The organism is Pseudomonas sp. YH-1 (genome assembly GCF_051990045.1).
Lineage (GTDB): Bacteria > Pseudomonadota > Gammaproteobacteria > Pseudomonadales > Pseudomonadaceae > Pseudomonas > Pseudomonas nicosulfuronedens.
Map to the genome: position 1 here is coordinate 5310834 of NZ_CP178184.1, position 22082 is coordinate 5332915.

The window sequence follows — 22082 nt, forward strand, 5'->3', positions numbered from 1 at the left end:
CGGAGCCCGCCGATGACCGCCAGCAGCGAACCACGCATCACTGTCGAACGCCATGACCACGTCCTGCTGCTCGGCCTGAACCGGGTCGACAAGCGTAACGCCTTCGACCTGGAGATGCTCACTCAGCTGGTGCTGGCCTTCGGCGAATACGAGCGCGACGACGAACTGCGCTGCGCCCTGGTATTCGCACACGGTGATCACTTCACCGCCGGCCTGGACCTGGCCAACATCGGCGAGACCTTCCGCACCGGCTGGACCATGCCCGCCGGCTCCGCCGACCCCTGGGGTACCTTCGGCGGCCGGCGCCTCACCAAGCCACTGCTGGTGGCCGCACAGGGCTACTGCTTCACCCTGGGTATCGAGCTGATGCTCGCCGCCGACATCAACCTGTGCGCCAGCAATGCACGCTTCGCCCAGCTCGAAGTGCAGCGCGGCATCTTCCCCTTCGGCGGCGCCACGCTACGCATGCACCAGGTGGCCGGCTGGGGCAACGCGATGCGCTGGTTGCTCACCGGTGATCCGTTCGACGCCCACGAGGCGTATCGCATCGGCCTGGTGCAGGAAGTCACTGCGCCGGAAGAGCTGATGCCCCGCGCACTCTGGCTCGCCCAGCGAGTTGCCGCCCAGGCGCCACTGGGCATCCGCGCCACCCTGGCTTCCGCGCGCCGCAGTCTCGATGAAGGTGAGGAAGCGGCGGCGCGACTGCTGCCGGCCATGGCCAGCGAACTGTTGTCCACCGAGGATGCGCAGGAGGGCCTGAACGCCATGCTCGAGCGCCGCGAAGGCCGATTCCAGGGCAAATGAACGGACCGGGAAAACGCCAAGCTGAACCATCGTGCTAAAAGCGCTATATCCAAGGTATTAAAAACGCCTGGCAAGTCGCCATAATCCTTTAGTTTTTCCTTCTGATTCAAAGACCTGCGAAACACAAAACGGCTATATACAAGTTCCAATTTCGCGCCTGAAAAAACACCTCTAGAACTGACTCCAGAGCAGCTCAGCGGCTCGCCGGAATACCGACCGGGACGCACGCTGGCTGACGTTCTCATGGAGGAATTCGCTATGTCAGGCCCGATCCGTGTCTTCGCACTTTCGCTTCTCGTCGTCGCTCTCTCCCTGCAGGGTTGCAGCAGCAAGGGCGGCAGCAGCCACCACTCTTCCGGCAGCAGCTCGGAACAACCCGCCGACAGCGGTTCGGGCGGCGATGGTTCCGGCGGTACTGGCGGCTCCGGTGGTACGGGTGGTACCGACGGTACCGGCGGTACTGGGGGAACCGGTGGCACCGGCGGGACGGGTGGCACCGACGGAACCGGTGGTACCGGCGGAACAGGCGGCACTGGTGGCACCGGCGGAACAGGCGGAACCGGTGGTGGCGGCACGGACGGCGGCGGTACCGATGGCGGCGGCACCACTCCGCCAGCCAGCACCACCGGCAACATTCTGACCAACACCGGCGAAGCGGTTTCCAATGTCGGCGACACAGTCAGCACCGTCGGCGCCGTGGTGAAAACAGTCGACCTGCCCGTGCTGGGCAATGGCGTTACGCAGAACGCCGGCACCCTGGTCCAGGAAGTCGGCGCTGGTGTGGACAGCGTCGGCAGCGGCGTCACCAATGGCCTCGGCCAACTGGGCAACAATCCCAATGCCATCGGCACCACTGTCGCCGGCGCCACTGGTCTGGTCAGCCACACCGGCGGCGCAGTCAGCAGCCTGGGCGATACCGTGGCCGCCATCGGTGATGCGCCGGTGCTGGCCAACACCCCGCTCAACGGCCTGACCGGCCAGGTCGGCGGACTGGTCGATGGTGTCGGCGGCAAGATCACCATGCTCGGCGACTCTCTCAGTGGCGCGGTCACCACCGGCCCGCTGAGCCAACTGACTACCCAGCTCAGCGGCACCACCGCCGGACTGGTCGGCAAGGTCGAAGGAACCACTCGCGGCATCGGCGCCGCCACCGGACTGGGAACGCCGGTGAACAACCTGTTGACCACCGTCGGCGGTGTTGTGACCCAGACAGGCAACCAAGTAGCCAGTGCGAATCCGGCGCTGGCACCGGTCGGCGGAATCGTCAGCGATGCGGGTCAGGCAGTCAGTGCCACCGGCGGCTTGGTCAATGGCAGCACCCCGGGCGGCGGCTTGCTCGGCAACATCACCGGCGCACTGGGTGGCGCCACCGGCGGTAGCAACCCGGTTGGCGGCGTGGTCAGCGGCGTGACCGGTGCAGTCGGCGGTATCACTGGCTCTCTGGGTGGTGCCACCGGCGGCAGCAATCCGGTCGGCGGCCTGGTCAGCGGCGTCACCGGTGCTGTCGGCGGCATCACCGGCTCTCTGGGCGGCGCCACCGGCGGCAGCAATCCGGTCGGCGGCCTGGTCAGCGGCGTGACCGGTGCTGTCGGCGGCCTCACCGGCTCTCTCGGCGGCGCCACTGGCGGCAGCAACCCGGTAGGCGGCCTGGTCAACGGAGTTGCCGGCACCGTCGGCGGCGTGACCAGCAGCCTCACCGGTGGCGGCGGCCTGGTCGCCGGGGCGGGCGTAGGCATCGGCAGCAACACCCAGGGTTCGGGCGTGGCGGTCGGAGCTGGCGCCGGTACGACTGGCGGTACCAGCGGTCAGGGAGGCCTGCTGGGCAACACGCTGGGCGCCGTGGGTGGCGCGCTGGGTAGTGTGACTGGCGGACTGGGCGGTGGATTGGCGATCGGTACGCCAAAGCAATAATCCGAATTACGCCCATACTGTAGTAACCAGGAGCCGCCCACGGCTCCTGGTCTTTTAATAAGAAAGTCGGTCTCATGGAGGAGCCAGATGCGCAGACTCGCTGTCCTTCCCCTGTTGTTGGCTGCACCCTTTGCCTGGGCCGAGCGCCCGATCCAGCTTCCCGGCTCCGATATCGAACAGACCCTCCCCCGCCCCAACCTTCCCGGCGGCGATATTCGCCCCAAGGCCCCCAAGGTCACCGCGCCAGAACCTTCGGCCACCCAGCCCGCCCAGATACTCCAGCAGCGCATCCGCATCAAGCGCATCGAGCTGGCTGGCGGCAAGCACTATCCCGTCGAGACCTGGAAACCCCTGCTGGAACCCCTGACCAAGCGCACCATCCAGGTCAGCGAACTGGTGGCGGCGGCCAAGGCCATCACCCAACGCTACCAGGACGACGGCTACTTCATCTCCTTCGCCTACGTGCCCAATCAGGACTTCCGCAGCGGCGTCGCGCGCATCGTGCTGGTCGAGGGCCACATCAGCCAGGTCCGCGCCGCGGGCGACCTGGGCGTACACCAGATGCGCGTGGACCGCTGGATCGAGAAACTGAAGGCAGAAAAGCCCCTGACCCGCGAGAGTTTCGAGCGCTTCAGCGTGCTGATGAGCCGGGTGCCCGGCATGCAGATGGCCATGGCGCTCAACCCACCCACCACCAGCGATGGCGGCGCCGTGCTGGAACTGGCCGGCAAGCAGAAGCGCTTCGATACCGGAATGAACCTCGACTCACGCCGCGGTGAGCAACGTGGGCTGTTCAACGCCGAAGTGATGTCGATGCTCGGCTGGGGCGAGCAACTGCAGTTCAGTTACCTCTACCCGCCGGGCGACGACCACGAGTACTACCGCGCCTGGAACTACAGCCAGCTGCTGGGCGACAACGGCCTGCAATTGCTGGCCGGCTACAGCAAGTACAACTCTCGCCCCGGCGAAAACCTGCGCCTGGCCAGTGGCCTGGAGTTCGAACGCAAGCGGCAGAACGAGCGGGTCAGCGCCGGCCTGGGCATCCCGCTGGTGCTGCGCCGCGACCTGACCTGGGACCTCAACCTGCGCGGCTACACGGTCAACGACACCAGCACTTACGACCTGGTCTATCCGGCCATCCCCTTCCGCATCGAACAGAAGAGCAAGCTGCGCGTGGTGGGGATCGAAACCGTCGTCCAGCAGTTCGCCGAGAAGCGCGTGCGTGCCGGCAGCGTGGCGGTTTACCAGGGGCTGAACGGCATGGGCGCGGAGGCGCCGGAGCCGATCAAGAAGAACTTCACCCGCCTGCTCGGCTTTGGCGCGCAGCAGGACCAGTTCGGCTCCAACTGGCAGGGCGTGGTCACGGCCGCCTTCCAGTGGAGCGACGACGTGCTGCCCGACTCCGAGCAGGTCACCTATGGCGGCAGCAACTTCGGCCGCGGCTATCCGGACGACCAGGCCAGCGGCGACAAGGGCTGGGGCGCCTCCTACGAGGTGAACTATTCCTTCCTGCGGCAGGGCATGGTGCTCAACCAGATCCAGCCCTACTTCGTCGTCGACACCGCGCGCACCCGCTACAACCAGGACGGCCTGAGCGAAGGCAAGCTCGGCTCGGCAGCGCTGGGCGTGCGCTTCTCCAACCGCAAGCACTACCTGGTGTCGATGGAGGTCGCCAAGCCCTTTGGCGACCGTGCGCTGGACAACAACGAACGCAGCCCGCGGCTGAATTTCGCCTTCAGCTACCAGATTCCCTGAGAGATTACCTACATCGAGTCACTGCGCCGGGCGCAGTGACTCGATGTAGGTGCGCAGGGAATAACCCAGCTTCGGTTCGAGCTGGCCAACGCGTTTCTTCAGACCGCGCAGGTTCAGCTCCTGGTCCAGGTCGGCAGGGACGAAGACAATCACGTTGCCCTCGGGCACCGGGCATTCCCAGTAGTGCCTGTGAAAGCGTCCGCGCAGTAGCGCAGCGCCCAGCGGCCGACCATCATCGGTGCTCCACTGGTTGATCACCAGCCAGCCGCCCGGCCGCAGGCGCTCGCGACAGGCTCCAAGGAATTCCCAGCCAATATGTGCTGGCGCCGGCCCGGTATCGGTGTAGAGATCGAGGAAGATCAGGTCCGCCGGCTCGCACTCGGCCAGCTCTTGCACGGCATCCCCGATACGCAGGTTCAGACGCTGGTCTTCCACAAGCCCCAGGTGCTCACGAGCCAGGCGAGGAATGGATGGGCGCAGCTCGATGGCCTCCACCTCTTCCAGCGGCAGGTACTTCAGGCAGGCCTGGGTCAGGCTGCCCGCGCCGAAGCCGAGAAACAGCGCGCGGCGCGGTCGGGAATGGCACAGCGCACCGACCAGCATGGCGCGCGAGTAGTCGTACTCCAGCCAGCTCGGATCGCCCATCAGCACGCAGCTCTGCTCGACTTCGTCGCCGAACTCCAGGTAGCGGAACGCGCCGCTCTCCACGACGCGGATCACGCCGAAGTCATCGCGCTCCTCGACGATCAGCAGCTCTTCGCTCAACAGCTCCTCGCTCATGACCGGCTCCGGGCAGAAACAGCCGTGACAATGCGGTCCGCCGGGAACGGCGAACGGCACGGATTGCCATTGAAATACAGGGGCTCGCGCACGCAATAATCCTTCGAATCAAGACGGCCCGCCACGACCGCCCGGTCAGCAAAGCCGCAAGAATAACAGCCCAAGAGGCACAACCGAGCATGCGCCAGCACAACGCTTTCACGCTCCCGCCAAACGCCACCCTCTTCCGCCCGAGTTCCAGCCCTTGCACACCCACACAGGCTGTGCGGGCAGCTGATTGCGCTACCAGGCCCCATTAACCCAAAGCACCATCAACACGTGTTCCCCTGGACAAGGATGTCCCCCCCTCTTCACATGCCACCACCACGCGCGGGAAAAGCCGAGCTGATACCATGGGCGGACACCGTCCACAGCCGCGAAGACCCCGCCGATGAGCCTGCCCTGGAGCCCCGATAGCTGGAGAAGCAAGCCGATCCAGCAACAGCCCGCCTACCCCGACGCCCACCGCGTGAGCGAAGTCGAGCGCACCCTGGCCAGCTTCCCGCCGCTGGTGTTCGCCGGCGAGGCGCGCGAACTGCGCCGGCAGTTTGCCGAGGTCACCGGCGGCCGTGCCTTCCTGCTGCAGGGCGGCGACTGCGCCGAAAGCTTCGCCGAGTTCTCCGCAGCGAAGATCCGCGACACCTTCAAGGTGCTGCTGCAGATGGCCGTGGTGATGACCTTCGCCGCCGGCTGCCCGGTGGTGAAGGTCGGGCGCATGGCCGGGCAGTTCGCCAAGCCGCGCTCCTCCGGTGACGAAACCATCGCTGGCGTGACCCTGCCCGCCTACCGCGGCGACATCGTCAACGGCATCGGCTTCGATGAGAAGAGCCGCGTGCCGGACCCGGAACGCCTGCTGCAGGCCTACCACCAGTCCACCGCCTCGCTGAACCTGCTGCGCGCCTTCGCCGGCGGTGGCTTCGCCGACCTGCACCAGGTACACCAGTGGAACCTCGACTTCATCGCCAACTCGGCGCTGTCCGAGCGCTACCAGCAGCTGGCTGACCGTATCGACGAGACCCTCGCCTTCATGCGCGCCTGCGGCCTGGACACTGCGCCACAGCTGCGCGAAACCAGCTTCTTCACCGCCCACGAAGCGCTCCTGCTGAACTACGAAGAAGCCTTCATCCGCCGCGACAGCCTCACCGGCGGCTGGTACGACTGCTCGGCGCACATGCTGTGGATCGGCGACCGCACCCGCCAGCTCGACGGCGCCCACGTTGAAATGCTGCGCGGCGTCGGCAACCCCATCGGCGTGAAGGTCGGCCCGAGCATGGACAGCGAGGAGTTGATCCGCCTGATCGACATCCTCAACCCGGACAACGATCCCGGCCGCCTCAACCTCATCGTGCGCATGGGCGCGGACAAGGTCGGCGACGGCCTGCCGCGCCTGATCCAGACCGTGCAGCGCGAGGGCAAGCAGGTGCTGTGGAGCTCCGACCCCATGCACGGCAATACCATCAAGGCTTCGAGCGGCTACAAGACCCGCGATTTCGCCCGTATCCTCACCGAGGTCCGGCAGTTCTTCGAAGTGCACCAGGCCGAGGGCAGCTACGCCGGCGGCATCCACATCGAGATGACCGGGCAGAACGTCACCGAGTGCATCGGCGGCGCGCGGCCGATCACCGAGGATGGCCTGAGCGACCGCTACCACACTCACTGCGACCCGCGCCTTAACGCGGACCAGTCGCTGGAGCTGGCCTTCCTGATCGCGGAAACCCTGAAACAGGTTCGTCGCTGAATCCGACACGGGTCTCAGAGCAGTCCTAAAACCACTTCCCGCAATTGACGGTATCGGGGCGCCTACCTAGAGTGGCGCCCCGCGCGGCAGCCGCCGCGCCATGGAAACCGTCAACCAAGGAAGATTCCAATGCAACTGCAACGCTCCCTGCTCGCCCTCCTGATCGGCGCCAGCGCCGCCCTCTCCGGCTGCCAGAACGTCAACACCGACAGCCTCATGCAATCGGGCATGATGGCCATGAAGGCCGCCACCCTGAGCGACGCCGAGATCAAGCAGGTCGCCGACGAAGCCTGCGCCAAGCAGGATGCCGAAGCACAGATCGCGCCCGCGTCCAGCCCCTATACCCAGCGCCTGGACAAGATCGCCGCCGCCCTGGGCAATCCGCTCACCGGCACCCCGATCAACTACAAGGTCTACCTTACCGACGACATCAACGCCTTCGCCATGGCCAACGGCTGCGTGCGCGTATACTCCGGCCTCATGGACCTGATGAACGACAACGAAGTGGAAGGCGTGCTCGGCCACGAGATCGGTCACGTCGCCCTGGGCCACATCAAGAAAGCCACCCAGGCCGCCTATGGCGTGGCTGCCGCGCGCACCGCCGCTTCCGCCGCCGGCAACAGCACCGTGGCCGCGCTGTCGCAGTCGCAGCTGGGCGAGATCGGCGAAGCGCTGGTCAATGCGCAGTTCTCCCAGTCCCAGGAATCGGCGGCCGACGACTACTCCTTCGACCTGCTGAAGAAGCGCGGCATCCCGCTGGAAGGTCTGGCCACCGCCTTCGACAAGCTGGCCAAGCTGAGCGGCGGCCAGGAGAGCAGCATGTTCGACTCCCACCCCGGCTCGCAGCAGCGCGCGGACCACATCCGCCAGCGCATCGCCAGCGGCAAGTGATCGCGGACGGGCCTCTTCGGAGGCCCGTTTCTTTTCAGGCCTGCGCCAGCAACCCTTGCAGCCGCTCGCCGGACGGCCGCCGGCAATTCACCGCCACCCGCTCCAGCCCCAACCAGTTCGCCATCTCGCCCAGTTGCTGCGCCAATGCGGCATGTCCCTCTTCGCCCAGCTCCTTTTCCTCTTCATGGACGGCATGCACCACCAGCTTTCCGGAGGCGCGATCCGAGCGCAGATCGACCCGCGCAGCCAGGCGCTCGTCGAACAGGAAGGGCAACACGTAGTAGCCATAAACGCGCTTGTGCTGCGGCGTGTAGATCTCCAGGCGGTAGCGGAAGTCGAACAGTCGCTCGGTGCGGGCGCGCTCCCAGACGAGCGAATCGAACGGCGAGAGCAAGGCACTGGCGCGCACCCGGCGAGGAATAACGGAATCCGCCAGGCAGTACGCCGGCGTCTGCCAGCCCTGGACCTGCACCGGCAATAGCTCGCCCATCTCCACCAGCTCGGCCAGGCGTGCCTTGCTGTCGGCGGGGTCCAGGCGAAAGTAATCGCGCAAGTCCTTCTCAGTGGCCACGCCCAGCGCCTGTGCCGAATGCAGCAGCAACTGGCGCTGCGCTTCGGCCTCGTTCGGCTCGGGTTGGTTCAGCAGCACTGACGGCAATACACGCTCCGGCAAATCGTAAAGTCGCTCGAAACCCTTACGGCCGGCGACCGTCACCTCACCCGCGGCGAACAGCCACTCCAGCGCATGCTTCTCGTCGCTCCAGTCCCACCAGGGGCCGGCGCGCTCTTCACGAGTGGTCAAGCTGCCGGCGCCCAGCGCACCTCGCTCGCGTACGGCCTCAAGCACCCGCTGGATCACCGGTTGCTGCTCGCGCCCGAAGCGCGCCAGTTGCTGATAGATGCCACGCCCCTCGGCCGCGCGGCGCATGCGCCAGCGCATCAGCGGGTAGAGCTCCAGCGGCAGCAATGAGGCTTCATGCCCCCAGTATTCGAACAGCCGGCGATGCCGTCCACCGCTCCAGGCAGCCTCTTCCAGCAGCGTTGTCGAGTAGTTGCCCAGCCGCGAGAACAAAGGCAGGTAGTGCGAGCGCACCAGCGCATTCACCGAGTCGATCTGCAGGACGCCCAGGCGTTCCAGCAGGCTGCGCACATGGCGGCGTTGCACCTCACCGCCGGGCTTGCGCAGGGTAAATCCCTGCGCGGCCAGGACGAGGCGGCGGGCCTGCTTGAGGGACAGGGATTCGACGGTCGGCATCGTGGACTCCGGGGCTGAGCGAGCCCTAGAGCCTAACTCCATTCACGACGCCTGGCTGCATCAGGCGAACTCGCCGAGTCGCGCGGGCATCGGGAAGGGGCGTGCGAAGGTGAAGACATCCGCCGAAGGGCCTTCCAGCCGCAGGCGCTCCAGGCGTTCGCGGGCCATCGCCCCATCGGGCAGCTCACCTGCGGGCAGCCACCAGAGCGCAAGGCTCGGCGACGGCAGACGCTCCATCCAATCGCGCTTGCTGCGCAGCACCTGCAGGTGCTCGCCGGCATAGACGTAGTCCTTGAGCGACTCGACGGATTCCCAGACGGACAGGTTGACGATGATCAGCGGGTCTTCGAAGACCCGGATGGCGGTGGCATCGCCCTCCTCCGTCTGCAAGCGCCAGACAAAGCCGGGGCTGCGCTCGGCAAGGGCATTGATGTGGTCGAGCTGGTCGACGAAGCCCTTCATCAGGGGGTGATCCAGCGGGGCGCGGGCCTTGGCGATGTTGACCTGGGCGAGGTGATAACGGGTGGGCTGGCCTTTCATGGGCACGGCATCCTTGTCATGGCTTTCATTTCACGGGGTTGCACATCGAAGCGCGGGCGGCACGGCGAAGATCCGTGCCGCCCGGCCAGTTCAGGCGGGAACGGCTCAACGACGAACATAGTCCATCCAGAACGGGCGCTCGACCTCCTGCTGGATATCGGCGCGGCTCAGGCCGATGTCCTTGAGCGCCTCATCGCTCATGGTCGCCAGTTCACGGCGCTGGCGGGCCAGTTCGTGCCAGTGCAGGACACGTTGTACGGCGCGCTTCCACAGCGGTGCGCCGGCGATTTTGTGGACATGGTAGGACGCTGCTACGAAACCGAGTTGACCTTTCATCTTGCTTCCCTCCCAGTGGGGTTGGATGCAGTTTCCCGCTCGCGCTAAGATCAATCCAACGAATCATTCTTATGCGACCCATCTCGGAGATTGATGAATGAGCAGCTTCCCCAGCATCGACAGCGAACTGCTGCGCACCTTCGTCGCCATCGCCGACCACGGCGGCTTCACCCGCGCCGCCGAGATGGTCAACCGCACGCAGTCGGCAGTGAGCATGCAGATGAAACGCCTGGAGGAAGACGTACTGGAGCGCAGCCTGTTCGAGCGCGACGGCCGCCAGGTGCGTCTGACGCCGGAGGGGCAGATCCTGCTGGGCTACGCGCGGCGCATCCTGCGGTTACAGGGTGAGGTGTTCAACACCTTCCGCCAGCCGCACATGGTCGGCTCGGTGAAGATCGGCACGCCGGATGACTACGTGATGCGCTTCCTGCCCAGCATCCTGTCGCGCTTCGCCGAAGCCTACCCGCTGGTGCAGGTCGAGGTGCATTGCGATTCGTCCGCGCAATTGCTGATGCGCAACGACCTGGACCTGTCCATCGTCACCCGCGAACCGGGCACCGAAATCGGTCAGCTGCTGCGTCAGGAAGACTTCGTCTGGATGGCCGCCGAGAGTTTCTGCCCGCAGGACCAGCGCCCACTGCCGCTGGCGATGTTCAACACTGCCTGCTTCTGCCGCGCCTGGGCGTGCAATGCGCTGGAGGCGATGGAGGTGGACTACCGCATCGCTTACAGCAGCCCGAGTCTGTCCGCCCTTTTCGCCGTGGCCAATGCCGGACTGGCAGTGACCGCGCAGCTGCGCAGCCTGCTCACCGGCAACCTGCGCATCATCGGCGAGGACGAAGGCCTGCCCGTGCTGCCCAACGCCAGCATCGTGCTGCTGCGCGGGCAGAAGATGACGCCGGTGACCGACAAGCTGGCGGAATACATCGTCGAAGGCTTCAAGTCCTGACTATCCGCACACTGGGGCTCAACGCACCGCCAGCAGTACCGCACAGACCATCAGGAAGGCGCTGAAGGCCATGCGCAGCTGACGCTCGGGCAACGCATGAGCCAGGCGTACACCCCAGGAAATACTCACCAGCCCACCCAATGCCAGCGCACCGCCCATGCGCCAGTCCACATGGCCGTGCACCGCGTAGGTCGCCAGTGCCACACCCGTGCTGGGCGCCGCCAACGCCAGCGCGAGGCCCTGGGCAATCACCTGGGTCAGACCGAACACCGAGGTCAGCACGGGCGTCGCCAGCACGCCACCGCCGACCCCGAACAGCCCTCCGAGCGAGCCAGCACCCAGCCCCAGCACGCCCATCCACGGCAGGCCGTAGCGCGGCGTACTACCACCCTGCGGCACGCTCTGGAACAAACGGACCAGGAGATACAGCGCCAACAGCACTAGGAAGACCACGAAGGCGGTGCGCATGCTCCGGGCATCCAGGTTCACCGCGATGCTGGAAGCAAAGAATGCACAGACCAGACCGGTCAGCGCCAGCACACCGGCCTGGGCGAAGTCGATACGGTTGCGCTGGTGATAACGCCAGATCGCCAGCAGCACGTTCGGTACCACCATCACCAGTGCGGTCCCCTGCGCCAGTTGCTGGTCAAGCCCGAACAGCACGCCCAGTGCTGGAATCGCCAGCAGCCCGCCCCCGATCCCGAACAGCCCCCCCAGACTGCCCAGGACGACGCCGAGCAGAAAATCCACAACCAGGTCCCACATGACGCACCTCCACAGCAGTGCGTCCATGCTAGAAAACACTGGCTGGATGGGAAACGCAAAGCGCAGCACAATGGCTTTGTCTTTTTCGCAAAGCCGCTATTGACCATGAATCCCTCCAGCCTCGAAGACCAGCTCGACCTTTACCTGGACGTGCTCGACAACGGCAGCTTCTCTGCCGCTGCCCGCCTTCGCCAGCTCACCCCTTCCGCCGTGGCACGGCGCATGGACGCACTGGAACAGGGGTTGGGCTCGACCCTGCTGGTGCGCAGTACCCACAACGTACGCGCCACACCGGCAGGCCTGGCGTTCGCCGAGCGAGCGCGGCGGATCGTCATCGAGCTGCGCCAGGCGCGAGCGGAAGCGGTCTCCCTGAGCACCGCCCCGGAAGGCCTGATCCGCATCGACGCCCCCGTGCCCTTCGGTCGACGCCACCTGGCCCCGGCACTGGCGGACTTCCTCACCGCCAACCCCGGCCTGGACGTGCAACTGCGGCTGATCGACAGCTTCACCGACACCCGCGGGGAAAATCTCGGCCAGGTCGACCTGGTCCTGCGCATCGGCACCCTGCCCGACAGCCGCCTGGTCGCCACGCGCCTGGCACCCATGCGGCGGATCGTCTGCGCGAGCCCCGCCTACCTGCAGCAGCACGGCAGACCGGCCTCGGCACTGGAGTTGCCGGAGCACATCGGCCTCGACTGGGAAGGCCTGGCGCCACCGCTGGCCTGGCGCTTCCTCATCGACGGCAAACTGCAGCACCTGCGGCCGCGCCGCCTGCGCATGACTGCCAACAATGCCGAAACGCTGGTGGAAGGTGCGCTGCAAGGCATTGGCCTTGCCCACCTGCCCACGTGGCTATGCAGCGAGTACCTGATCAGCGGCCAACTGTTGCCGTTGTTCTGCGACAGCGGCCTTCCCGAGCCGGAACCGGGGGTCATCCACGCTCTGCGCCTGGAGCGCGGCACCCACCCGCGCAGTGAGCGCCTGCTGGGCTTCCTGCTGGAGCGTTTCGGCTTCCCGCCCCCCTGGGACGCCGCACTGGAGGAAGCGCTGTTCAAGAATTAACCATCGCGCTAAATTAATGCGCAATCACCTCTTCGCTTCGAGCGCCCCGGCCAGGAGCACGCCATGACCCAGCAAGACCCGACCTGCGAAGCTCTCAAGCTGGATAACCAGCTGTGCTTCGCCCTCTATTCCACCTCCCTGCAAATGACCAAGGTCTACAAGCCGCTGCTGCAGGAGTTGGGGCTCACCTACCCGCAGTACATCGCCATGCTGGTGCTATGGGAGGAAGACGGCATCACCGTGGGAGAAATCAGCTCACGCATGCTCACCGACCCCGGCTCCCTCACACCCCTGCTCAAGCGTCTGGAGGCCGAAGGCCTGATCACCCGCACCCGCAGCCAAGCCGACGAGCGCGTGGTGCAACTGCGCCTGACCGACAAGGGCCGTGAGCTGCGCCGACAGGCGGAGAGCATTCCGGCCTGCATTCTCGCCAGCAGCGGTCTAACGTTGGACAGTCTGAAGCGCCTCCAGGAGGAGCTCGTGGACCTGCGCGGACATCTGCAAGCCCCGTAATCCGGGGCATATGCCAAAGCTGCAGGTCCTTTAGTCAGAAATCTTCCAATGATTATCTTGCGCACAAAATTAAATAGAACTAACTTTCACCTCACTAACTGATTAGCGCACAAGATATTAAGCAGCAAGATATTCTCAACCCGACCTACCTGACAGCGAATCGGAGACCACCATGCAAACCATCAAAGCCCTCTACACCGCCACTGCTACCGCTACCGGAGGCCGTGACGGCCGCGCCGTCTCCTCGGACGGTATCCTCGACGTAAAACTGACCACCCCGCGCGAACTGGGCGGCGCGGGCGGCGAAGCCACCAACCCGGAACAGCTGTTCGCCGCCGGTTACTCCGCCTGCTTCATCGGTGCCATCAAGTTCGTCGCCAGCCAGAGCAAGAAGCAGATCCCGGCAGACGCCTCGATCACCGGCAAGGTCGGCATCGGCCAGATTCCCGGCGGTTTCGGCTTGGAAGTGGAACTGAACATCAACCTGCCGGGCCTGGACCAGGCCGAAGCTGAAGAGCTGGTCGCCAAGGCTCACCAGGTGTGCCCCTACTCCAACGCCACCCGCGGCAACATCGACGTGCGCCTGAACGTCAGCGTTTGATTCCTGCGCCGACAAACCAGAACGGCAGAAACGAAAAAGCCCGGCATCAGCCGGGCTTTTCTGCATCTCGAATCAGGCTCAGGCCTTGACGCGAGACTTGTATTCGCCGGTGCGGGTATCGATCTCGATCGAATCACCGATTTCGCAGAAGGCGGAAACCTGGACTTCAGCACCGTTCTTCAGGCGAGCGGTCTTCATCACTTTACCGGAGGTGTCGCCACGTACGGACGGCTCGGTGTAGACGATTTCACGAACGATGGTGGTCGGCAGTTCAACGGAGATGACTTTCTCGTTGTAGAACACTGCTTCGCAGACGTCGGTCATGCCGTCTTCGATGAAGGTCAGAACGCCTTCCAGATCGCCTTTCTCGATCTCGTACTGGTTGAACTCGGTGTCCATGAAGACATACAGCGGGTCCGCGAAGTAGGAGTAGGTCACTTCCTTGCGATCGAGGATGATCGGCTCCAGCTTGTCGTCGGCCTTGAACACGGTCTCGGTGCCGGCACCGGTCAGCAGGTTCTTCAGCTTCATCTTGACGACCGCGGAGTTACGGCCGGATTTGTTGAACTCGGCCTTCTGGATGACCCAGGGGGTGCCGTTGATGTTGGCAACCTGGCCAGCGCGGAACTCTTGTGCGGTTTTCATACGATTATCCGATTGGATTGGAGACAAAAATCAGGGGCCATATCATAGCCAATTTGTATAAAAACGCACCAGCCCCGTAGCAAGATCGGTTTGTTCGGTCAGGCGCCGCTGCCAATTGCCAATCCACGCGGCCCACTCCGGCAGCCGGCTTTCCAGCTTTCGCCAGGCTTCGCCCGAATCACCCAGCCCGTTCCAGGCCATCCAGAAAGCCGTCAACTCCGAGCGCAGCGTTACGCTCATTCCCTCGCCGAACAGTCCCAGGAAAGCTTCCAGCTTCTCCAGGTGGACATCCTCGTCCTGCTGGTAGATGTGCCAGACGAATGGCCGTCCCGCCCATTGCGCCCGCACGAACGAATCCTCGCCCCGCACCGCATTGAAATCACAACTCCATAGCAGTGGGTCGTAGTCTTCCTGGCGCACGAACGGCAGCACCTGCACCCGCAGGGAGTCCTTCTGGTACTGCTTCCCTACGCCCAGTACCTGCCCCGCCCAACGCTCGACATCGGCAAGCACCCTGCCCTCGGGAACCAGCAACAGGGTTGCGATGGAACTCGCGGCCAGTGCATCCAGCCAGCCGCCCAGCGCGGCATTCTCATAAGCGAACAGGGAAATGCGCCGCTCGTGAACCTGCGGACGCACACCCAGACTATCCAGGAAGCGAAGGCTGGCCGCCGGATCGGCCTGAAAGGCATCGCGCCGGGCAATCAGATCACCCTCTCGCAACAGCCCGCCGGTGGCAGTGGTGAAGCCGGGGAAATAGAAGTACTTCTGCAGGCCGCTGGCCTGCATCGATGGCAATCCATGGCAGGACTCCACCCAGGACTCGGCGCTGAGGTATTCCAGATTCAGCCACAGGGAGGGCGTCCGGCGCTCGCGCATCGCTTCTATATAGGCAGCCGGCATTTCGCAGGCGAAGGCCTCGACCACCACATCCGCCGCGGGAGTGTCCCGCCAGGGCTGCGGCCACAGGCGAACGTCCACGCCCGATTGCTGCTGCACTTCGGCCACGCCATCGGCCGTCGGACAGATACGCACGAAAGCAGCCAGATCATCGACCCACAGCCGCACCTGCTGCCGATGTTCGCCGGCTAGCTGCCGGGCCAGCCGCCAGGTGACGCCGATATCGCCATAGTTATCGACTACGCTGCAGAAGATGTCCCAGCTGGCCATGCACTTTTCCACGTATCAGAAGGCGCCAGTGTACCCGCGATCCCAGTCGCGCTCCTTAAGCCGATGAATCCCTTGGAAAAAATTTTCAAAAAAGATTTGCCAAGGAGCAAACCTTTGAGTAAAGTGCGCGCCTCGACAGACACAGCGCTGTCGAGAAATCTGGTGAGGTGTCCGAGCGGTTGAAGGAGCACGCCTGGAAAGTGTGTATACGAGAAATCGTATCGAGGGTTCGAATCCCTCCCTCACCGCCAGATTCATGAAAAAGCCCGGCTAAGCAATTAGCCGGGCTTTTTCGTTTTCCCCTTCACACTTTCTTCACCTGTTGCGACCTAGTTGCAAGTTGTCACTTGGACAAATGCACAACGGCGATTAAACAGTTGTTCGACCATTGTCGACAGTCATCTGACAGCTTGGTTCCGCAGGCCGGAAACCCGCCTCAGACCCCGTCTGACACCTGTTGGCAACACTCCTTTGCCAGATTGGACAGTTTTTGCCCAAATCGGCCTCGCACAACTGCTAACTGCACCCGTAACATGAAAAAAAAGTGCCGTACTTGCGCTTGGTCAGTTTACTTACTACAAGTAATGGGTACTATGTAGTCCGGCTAATTTCCCAGTCATGGGAGATTGCTTTTAATGGAAATGTCCACCTTAAGGGGAACACGATGAACAACGTTCTGAAATTCTCTGCTCTGGCTCTGGCTGCTGTTCTGGCCACCGGTTGCAGCAGCCACTCGAAAGAAACCGAAGCACGTCTGACCGCTACTGAAGACGCCGCTGCTCGCGCTCAAGCCCGTGCCGATGAAGCCTATCGCAAGGCTGACGAAGCTCTGGCCGCTGCTCAGAAAGCCCAGCAGACCGCTGACGAGGCTAACGAGCGCGCCCTGCGTATGCTGGACAAAGCCAGCCGCAAGTAATAGATCTTCGGATCTGTTCGAAAAAAACCGACCCTTCGGGGTCGGTTTTTTTATGCCCGCAGTTTTGTCCCCACGACAAAGCAGGCGGACAACAAAAAGCCCGCTCGACCGGTAGCGGTCGGCGGGCTTCCTGGTGCGCGCTGCGAGTTACTGCAGCGGCATGGCTTCCTGGTCAACAGTGGCAGCAACCGAACCACCTTGCTGCACTTGCTGCGGCTGGGCAATGGCGACCGGCAGGCCATCTTCCGCAGCGACTACTTCACGCACAACGTTCCAGTCCATCTGCATCTGGCTGGCAATGTCTTCGCGCTTGAGCAGGGCATTGATCACCGCAGTGTGCTTGTCGACCACGGACGGATCACCGTTGTCGTCGATCGGTGCATGGGCTTCGAGGTAGATCTTGCCTTCGCTGCGACCGAACTTGTACGGCTCGTTGATGATGCGCACCTTGGTGCCCACCGGAATCATCGAGAACAGCTGAGTCACGTCCCAGTTGTACATGCGGAAGCAGCCATGGCTGGTGCGGGTGCCGATGCCGAACTTCTTGTTCGAACCATGGATCAGGTAGCCGTGGAAGCCCAGGCTCATCTTGTACGGACCCAGCGGGTTGTCCGGGCCCGGCGGCACCACGGTCGGCAGCGGATCGCCGTCAGCAGCATGTTCGGCGCGGATCGATGCCGGCGGATACCAGGCCGGGTCCTTGGTCTTGGCGATCACGCTGGTGCTGCCCACCGGCGAACCCCAACCCTCACGACCGATGCCCAGGGCGTAGGTGTAGACGACGTTCTTGTCCTTGGGGAAGTAGTACAGGCGGTACTCGGCGAGGTTGATCACCACACCTTCGCGCGGACCGGCCGGCAGGACGAAACGGGTCGGAATGATGACCTCGGTGCCTACGCCCGGCAGCCAGGCGTCGACGCCCGGGTTGGCGGCGATCATCTCGGAGTAGCCGAGGCCATATTTCTCGCCAAGGTCGGCGAAGGTGTCTTCGTATTTGGCCTTGATGACCTGGACCTGGCCGACGATATCGTCGCCCGGCGCCGGCAGCGGCAATTCAATGGCGGAAACGGGGCCGGCCGAGAGCAGCGCGGCGAGGGACAGCGAGCAGGCGGCAATGACGCGCGACAACATCCGAGGATCCTTGACGTGGGCAATGAGCAAAGGGTGATCAGTTTACCACCGCAAGCCCCGTCAACGGGAGATATCAGACGAGCCAGGTACTGCGTGCGCCGCGCTTTTCCTCTTCGAGTTGTTTCAGGCAGGCCGCACAGATACGCCGATCGCGCAGCAGCGGCTTCTCGGCCCCGCGCCACATCGGCTGCGCGGGCAGCAGACTGCCGCAGAGCGTGCGGTCGGCCGGGGTTCCCAGCTCCAGTTGGCGCGCGACCAGATGCACCCGGACCTCGCGGCAGGCGAACAGGTCCAGCTGCTCATCGGGTTCGATCAGCTGGTAGGCGAAGAGGGTCCAGGCGGAGCGCGACATAGGGGGTTCCAGAAGGGTGCGCAAACATAGCCGAAAGGCCGGGCGCGGGGAAGCCTCGATTCGGTGGTTTATCCGTCCTGCTATGCATCACAGCAGGGGCTTGAGCGTCGGCCACACGTTATCGAGCAGTTTAGGCTGCGCCGCCACCGCCGGATGGATGCCGTCGGCCTGCATCATGTCCTGCACGCCCCCTACCCCCTCGAGGAAAAACGGCACCAGCGGAATCTTCTGCTCACTCGCCACACTGTCGAAGACCTTGGCGAAAGCATCCGTGTAGCGCTGCCCGTAATTGGGCGGCAGGCGCATGCCGAGCAGGATCACCCGGGCGCCCGACTTCTGCGACTGCTGAACCATGCCGCTAAGATTCTGTTGCAATTGCGCCGGGGCCATTCCGCGCAGGCCATCGTTGCCGCCCAACTCGATCACCACCAGCTTCGGCTTCTGCTCCGAAAGCAGCGCAGGCAGCCGCGCGAGGCCTCCTGCCGTGGTGTCGCCGGAGATCGACGCATTCACCACCTTGTAGTCGAAACCCTGCTCCTTGAGGCGCTTGTCCAGCAGGTTGACCCACCCCAGGCTGGTATCCAGCCCCAAACCGGCGCTGATACTATCGCCGACGACCAACAGCGTCTGCGCCGCGGCCTGCTGCGTGATCAGAAGCAACGCCAGGCAGCCGCCCATTAGCCATGCACGCATCGGATTCTCCATGAGCGAACGCATTCTCACCGCGCGGAACCTTAGCAAGGTTGTTTCCAGCGCGGAAGGCAAGCTGACCATCCTCCACGATCTCTCCCTCGACCTCGCCCGCGGCGACAGCATCGCCATCGTCGGCAGCTCCGGCTCGGGAAAGTCCACCCTCCTGGGCCTGCTCGCCGGGCTCGACCTACCGAGCGGCGGCGAGATCGTCCTGCTTGGGCACACCCTCGGCAGCCTCGATGAGGACCAGCGCGCGCGGGTACGCGCCGCCCACGTCGGCTTCGTCTTCCAGTCCTTCCAGTTGCTCGACAGCCTCAATGCGCTGGAAAACGTCATGCTGCCGCTGGAACTGGATGGCCGCAAGGACGCCGAGCCGCGCGCCCGCGAATTGCTGGAACGCGTCGGCCTCGGCCAGCGCCTGACCCACTACCCGCGCCAGCTCTCCGGTGGCGAACAGCAGCGAGTCGCCATCGCCCGCGCCTTCGCCGCCGAACCGGACGTCTTGTTCGCCGACGAACCTACCGGCAACCTCGACACTCACACCGGCGAGCGCATCAGCGACCTGCTCTTCGAGCTGAACCGCGAACGCGGCACCACCCTGGTCCTGGTGACCCACGACGAACGCCTCGCCCACCGCTGCCAGCGGCACATCCGCCTGGAAAGCGGCCACCTGATCGACCACGTCGAACCCTGACGGACGAGAGCCGATGAAGCCACTGTCGCTGCCCAACCTGTTTCGCCTGTCCCTGCGCCAGCTGTGGCGCGAGGGCCGCCGCGGCGAGCTGCGCGTGCTGTTCTTCGCCCTGCTGGTGGCAGTGGCCGCCAGCTCCGCGATCGGCTATTTCAGCGCTCGCCTGAACGGCGCCATGCTGGTCCGCGCCGCCGAATTCCTTGGTGCGGACCTGGTACTCACCGGTACCCAACCGGCGCAGCAGGAGCAGATCGACCGAGGCCTCAAGCTCGGCCTGCAGCACGCGCAGAGCGTCGAATTCTCCAGCGTGGTAGCCACCGACAATGGCATCCAGCTGAGCAGCGTGAAGGCGGTCGGCGACAGCTATCCGCTGCGTGGTGAACTGAAGAGCGCGCCGGCGCCCTTGCAGCCGGAAGTCGAGGGCGGCCGACCGGCACCGGGCGATATCTGGGTCGAGTCGCGCCTGCTGGCCAGCCTCGACCTGAAGATCGGCGACAGCGTCGACATCGGCCGCAAGTCCTTGCGCATCGCCCGCGTGCTGACCTATGAACCGGACCGCGCCGGCGACTTCTACAGCCTTACGCCCCGCGTAATGATGAGCCTGCACGACCTGGACGCCACCGATGTGGTGCAGCCCGGTAGCCGGGTGCGCTATCGCGACCTATGGGGCGGTGCGCACGACGCACTGCAGGCGTACCGCCAGGCCACGAAGGAAGGGCTGGCCGCCAACCAGGAACTGCAGGATGCCCACCATGGCAACCGCCAGATCGGCGATGCCCTGGGCCGCGCCGAGCGCTACCTGAACCTCGCCAGCCTCGCTGCCGTACTGCTCGCCGGCGTAGCCGTGGCGCTCTCGGCCAACCGCTTCGCCACCCGCCGCTTCGACGCCAGCGCGCTGCTGCGCTGCCTGGGTCTGTCGCGCCGCGAAGCCCTTCTGCTGTATGGCAGTCAACTACTCACCCTGGGACTGGCTGCCAGTGTCTGCGGCGCCTTCCTCGGCTGGCTCGCGCAGCTCGGCCTGATGCACCTGCTGGGCAACCTGCTGCCGCCGGAAATCCCCGATGCCGGCATAGTCCCCGCCCTGGCCGGCATGGCGACCGGCCTGGTCGCGCTGGCCGGCTTCGCCCTGCCACCGCTCGCCGCCCTCGGCCGCGTACCGCCGCTGCGAGTGCTGCGCAGCGACCTGCTGCCGGTACCGATGCGCACCTGGGCCGCCTACGGCTGTGCCCTGCTCGCCCTCGGACTGATCATGTGGCGGCTCAGTCTCGACCTGAAACTGACTCTCGCCCTGCTCGGCGGCGGCGCCATTGCTGCGGTGATCCTCGGCTTCATCCTGCTGCTCGCCCTGCGCGGCCTGCGCCGCGCCCTGCAGGGCGCCAGTCTGCCGTGGCGACTGGGCCTGGGCCAGCTGCTGCGCTATCCCCTGGCCGCTGCCGGGCAGAGCCTCGCCTTCGGCCTGATCCTGCTGGCCATGGCGCTGATCGCCCTGCTGCGCGGAGAGCTGCTGGACACCTGGCATTCCCAGCTGCCTCCCAACGCACCGAACCACTTCGCCCTGAACATCCTGCCCGCCGAGAAAGAAGGTTTCGAGCAGCGCGTGAAGGCGCTATCGCCCAACGCCGAAGACCTCTACCCGATGGTGCCCGGCCGGCTGGTGGCGGTGAACGGCAAGCCCGTCCAGGCGCTGAACGAGGACGTCCGCAGCGAGCGTGCCCTGCACCGCGACCTCGGCCTGACCTGGTCCGCACACCTGCCTTCGGGCAACCAGATAGTCGCCGGGGATTGGTGGCAGGCCGACGAGAAGAACGAGCTGCCGGGTGTCTCGGTAGAAGAGAAGCTTGCCGGCAATCTCGGCCTGAAGGTCGGCGACCACCTGAGCTTCACCGTCGCCGGGCAGACCCGCGAAGCGCAGGTCCGAAGCCTGCGCTCGGTGAAGTGGGACAACTTCCAGCCCAACTTCTTCATGGTCTTCGAGCCCGGTACCCTGACCGATCTGCCGGTGACCTACCTGACCAGCTTCTACCTGCCGGTCAGCCAGGAACGCCAGCTGATCGAACTCGCGCGCGCCTACCCCACCGTCACCCTGCTGCCGGTGGATGCGCTGCTCGCGCAGCTGCGCAGCATCCTCGACCAGGTGACGCTGGCGGTGGAGTACGTGCTGGTGTTCGTCCTCGCCGCCGGCTTTGTGGTGTTGTTCGCCGGACTGCAGGCGACCCTCGATGAGCGCCTGCGTCAGGGCGCACTGCTGCGCGCACTGGGCGCAGAACGCGGCCTGCTGATGCGCACGCGGCGCAGCGAATTCGCCTTGCTCGGCGCGGTCAGCGGTCTGCTGGCCGCGCTGGGCTGCGAGCTGATCAGTTACCTGCTCTACCGGCTGGTGTTCGACCTGCCGTGGAGCCCGCATCCCTGGCTGCTGGCGTTGCCCGTGCTGGGCGCGATCCTGGTGGGCGGTGCGGGGCTTCTCGGCACGCGCCGCGCACTCAACGTGAGCCCGTTGCGCCTGCTGCGCGAGAGCTGATCGGGTAGACTGCCCCGATCACTCTCG

Annotated in this window: 22 protein-coding genes and 1 tRNA gene; 13 read left to right on the forward strand and 10 right to left on the reverse strand. The window is 64.9% G+C overall.

Annotated elements, in window-relative coordinates:
• Nucleotides 1–12: 12 nt before the first annotated feature.
• The 3 genes from ACKI1H_RS24190 (at nucleotide 13) to ACKI1H_RS24200 (ending at nucleotide 4470) form a co-directional block, all read left to right on the forward strand.
• The gene (locus ACKI1H_RS24190; RefSeq protein WP_138521848.1) at nucleotides 13–804 is read left to right on the forward strand and encodes a crotonase/enoyl-CoA hydratase family protein; all 792 of its coding nucleotides are present in this window, start codon (nucleotides 13–15) and stop codon (nucleotides 802–804) included.
• 258 nt (nucleotides 805–1062) lie between these two features.
• Nucleotides 1063–2715 carry a collagen-like triple helix repeat-containing protein gene (locus ACKI1H_RS24195; protein ID WP_440466603.1) on the forward strand — a complete coding sequence of 551 codons (1653 nt, stop codon included), beginning with the start codon at nucleotides 1063–1065 and terminating at the stop codon, nucleotides 2713–2715.
• A gap of 87 nt (nucleotides 2716–2802) precedes the next feature.
• Nucleotides 2803–4470: a ShlB/FhaC/HecB family hemolysin secretion/activation protein gene (locus ACKI1H_RS24200; protein ID WP_440466604.1), complete on the forward strand. Its 1668-nt coding sequence runs from the start codon at nucleotides 2803–2805 to the stop codon at nucleotides 4468–4470.
• A gap of 18 nt (nucleotides 4471–4488) precedes the next feature.
• Here the strand turns inward: ACKI1H_RS24200 and ACKI1H_RS24205 are convergent, their stop codons facing one another.
• Entirely contained in the window at nucleotides 4489–5250 is a 762-nt protein-coding gene (locus ACKI1H_RS24205) for a spermidine synthase (RefSeq protein WP_138521854.1), read from the reverse strand.
• A 430-nt stretch (nucleotides 5251–5680) separates the two neighbouring features.
• Between ACKI1H_RS24205 and ACKI1H_RS24210 the strand changes: the two genes are divergently transcribed.
• Both ACKI1H_RS24210 and ACKI1H_RS24215 read left to right on the forward strand, forming a co-directional pair.
• Nucleotides 5681–7027: a class II 3-deoxy-7-phosphoheptulonate synthase gene (locus ACKI1H_RS24210; protein ID WP_440466605.1), complete on the forward strand. Its 1347-nt coding sequence runs from the start codon at nucleotides 5681–5683 to the stop codon at nucleotides 7025–7027.
• A gap of 129 nt (nucleotides 7028–7156) precedes the next feature.
• Nucleotides 7157–7918 (forward strand): M48 family metallopeptidase, encoded by a 762-nt coding sequence (locus tag ACKI1H_RS24215; RefSeq protein ID WP_138521858.1) that lies wholly within the window; start codon nucleotides 7157–7159, stop codon nucleotides 7916–7918.
• A gap of 34 nt (nucleotides 7919–7952) precedes the next feature.
• On the opposite strand, the gene ACKI1H_RS24220 is transcribed toward ACKI1H_RS24215, so the two are convergent.
• From ACKI1H_RS24220 to ACKI1H_RS24230, 3 genes are all read right to left on the reverse strand, one after another.
• On the reverse strand, nucleotides 7953–9173 hold the full coding sequence (locus tag ACKI1H_RS24220) for a winged helix-turn-helix domain-containing protein (protein WP_440466606.1): 1221 nt from the start codon (nucleotides 9171–9173) through the stop codon (nucleotides 7953–7955).
• Nucleotides 9174–9233: 60 nt separating this feature from the next.
• A complete protein-coding gene (locus ACKI1H_RS24225; RefSeq protein WP_138521862.1) occupies nucleotides 9234–9713 on the reverse strand; it encodes a DUF3291 domain-containing protein in 480 nt (159 codons plus the stop codon).
• 105 nt (nucleotides 9714–9818) lie between these two features.
• Nucleotides 9819–10049, reverse strand: a complete 231-nt coding sequence (locus ACKI1H_RS24230; RefSeq protein ID WP_440466607.1) for a DUF1127 domain-containing protein — start codon at nucleotides 10047–10049, stop codon at nucleotides 9819–9821.
• Nucleotides 10050–10146: 97 nt separating this feature from the next.
• Here ACKI1H_RS24230 and ACKI1H_RS24235 point away from each other — a divergent pair, with 97 nt between their 5' ends.
• On the forward strand, nucleotides 10147–10998 hold the full coding sequence (locus tag ACKI1H_RS24235; protein ID WP_024764539.1) for a LysR family transcriptional regulator: 852 nt from the start codon (nucleotides 10147–10149) through the stop codon (nucleotides 10996–10998).
• Between the two features lie 18 nt (nucleotides 10999–11016).
• On the opposite strand, the gene ACKI1H_RS24240 is transcribed toward ACKI1H_RS24235, so the two are convergent.
• On the reverse strand, nucleotides 11017–11763 hold the full coding sequence (locus tag ACKI1H_RS24240) for a sulfite exporter TauE/SafE family protein (RefSeq protein ID WP_138521866.1): 747 nt from the start codon (nucleotides 11761–11763) through the stop codon (nucleotides 11017–11019).
• A 105-nt stretch (nucleotides 11764–11868) separates the two neighbouring features.
• Between ACKI1H_RS24240 and ACKI1H_RS24245 the strand changes: the two genes are divergently transcribed.
• From ACKI1H_RS24245 to ACKI1H_RS24255, 3 genes are all read left to right on the forward strand, one after another.
• Complete coding sequence (locus ACKI1H_RS24245; RefSeq protein WP_138521868.1) at nucleotides 11869–12825, forward strand: LysR family transcriptional regulator; 957 nt, start codon at nucleotides 11869–11871, stop codon at nucleotides 12823–12825.
• 63 nt (nucleotides 12826–12888) lie between these two features.
• Complete coding sequence (locus ACKI1H_RS24250) at nucleotides 12889–13338, forward strand: MarR family winged helix-turn-helix transcriptional regulator (RefSeq protein WP_138521870.1); 450 nt, start codon at nucleotides 12889–12891, stop codon at nucleotides 13336–13338.
• Nucleotides 13339–13510: 172 nt separating this feature from the next.
• On the forward strand, nucleotides 13511–13939 hold the full coding sequence (locus ACKI1H_RS24255; protein ID WP_138521872.1) for an organic hydroperoxide resistance protein: 429 nt from the start codon (nucleotides 13511–13513) through the stop codon (nucleotides 13937–13939).
• A 78-nt stretch (nucleotides 13940–14017) separates the two neighbouring features.
• Here ACKI1H_RS24255 and efp read toward each other — a convergent pair whose 3' ends face one another.
• Nucleotides 14018–14584 carry an elongation factor P gene (gene efp / locus ACKI1H_RS24260; protein ID WP_138521874.1) on the reverse strand — a complete coding sequence of 189 codons (567 nt, stop codon included), beginning with the start codon at nucleotides 14582–14584 and terminating at the stop codon, nucleotides 14018–14020.
• Between the two features lie 42 nt (nucleotides 14585–14626).
• Nucleotides 14627–15754, reverse strand: a complete 1128-nt coding sequence (gene earP / locus ACKI1H_RS24265) for an elongation factor P maturation arginine rhamnosyltransferase EarP (protein WP_440466608.1) — start codon at nucleotides 15752–15754, stop codon at nucleotides 14627–14629.
• Nucleotides 15755–15915: 161 nt separating this feature from the next.
• On the opposite strand from earP, the gene ACKI1H_RS24270 reads away from it, so the two are divergent.
• Both ACKI1H_RS24270 and oprI read left to right on the forward strand, forming a co-directional pair.
• Nucleotides 15916–16005 (forward strand) — tRNA-Ser (locus tag ACKI1H_RS24270).
• A gap of 413 nt (nucleotides 16006–16418) precedes the next feature.
• Nucleotides 16419–16670, forward strand: a complete 252-nt coding sequence (gene oprI, locus ACKI1H_RS24275) for an outer membrane lipoprotei OprI (protein WP_017517003.1) — start codon at nucleotides 16419–16421, stop codon at nucleotides 16668–16670.
• A gap of 147 nt (nucleotides 16671–16817) precedes the next feature.
• Here the strand turns inward: oprI and ACKI1H_RS24280 are convergent, their stop codons facing one another.
• The 3 genes from ACKI1H_RS24280 to ACKI1H_RS24290 all read right to left on the reverse strand — a co-directional run bounded on the left by ACKI1H_RS24280 (nucleotide 16818) and on the right by ACKI1H_RS24290 (nucleotide 18846).
• Nucleotides 16818–17801 (reverse strand): L,D-transpeptidase family protein, encoded by a 984-nt coding sequence (locus tag ACKI1H_RS24280; protein ID WP_440466609.1) that lies wholly within the window; start codon nucleotides 17799–17801, stop codon nucleotides 16818–16820.
• A gap of 73 nt (nucleotides 17802–17874) precedes the next feature.
• Nucleotides 17875–18153 carry a hypothetical protein gene (locus tag ACKI1H_RS24285; RefSeq protein WP_138521880.1) on the reverse strand — a complete coding sequence of 93 codons (279 nt, stop codon included), beginning with the start codon at nucleotides 18151–18153 and terminating at the stop codon, nucleotides 17875–17877.
• A gap of 87 nt (nucleotides 18154–18240) precedes the next feature.
• Nucleotides 18241–18846 carry an arylesterase gene (locus ACKI1H_RS24290; protein WP_440466610.1) on the reverse strand — a complete coding sequence of 202 codons (606 nt, stop codon included), beginning with the start codon at nucleotides 18844–18846 and terminating at the stop codon, nucleotides 18241–18243.
• A gap of 10 nt (nucleotides 18847–18856) precedes the next feature.
• Between ACKI1H_RS24290 and ACKI1H_RS24295 the strand changes: the two genes are divergently transcribed.
• On the forward strand, nucleotides 18857–19540 hold the full coding sequence (locus ACKI1H_RS24295; protein ID WP_440466611.1) for an ABC transporter ATP-binding protein: 684 nt from the start codon (nucleotides 18857–18859) through the stop codon (nucleotides 19538–19540).
• Between the two features lie 13 nt (nucleotides 19541–19553).
• A complete protein-coding gene (locus ACKI1H_RS24300; RefSeq protein ID WP_440466612.1) occupies nucleotides 19554–22055 on the forward strand; it encodes an ABC transporter permease in 2502 nt (833 codons plus the stop codon).
• Nucleotides 22056–22082 lie beyond the last annotated feature (27 nt).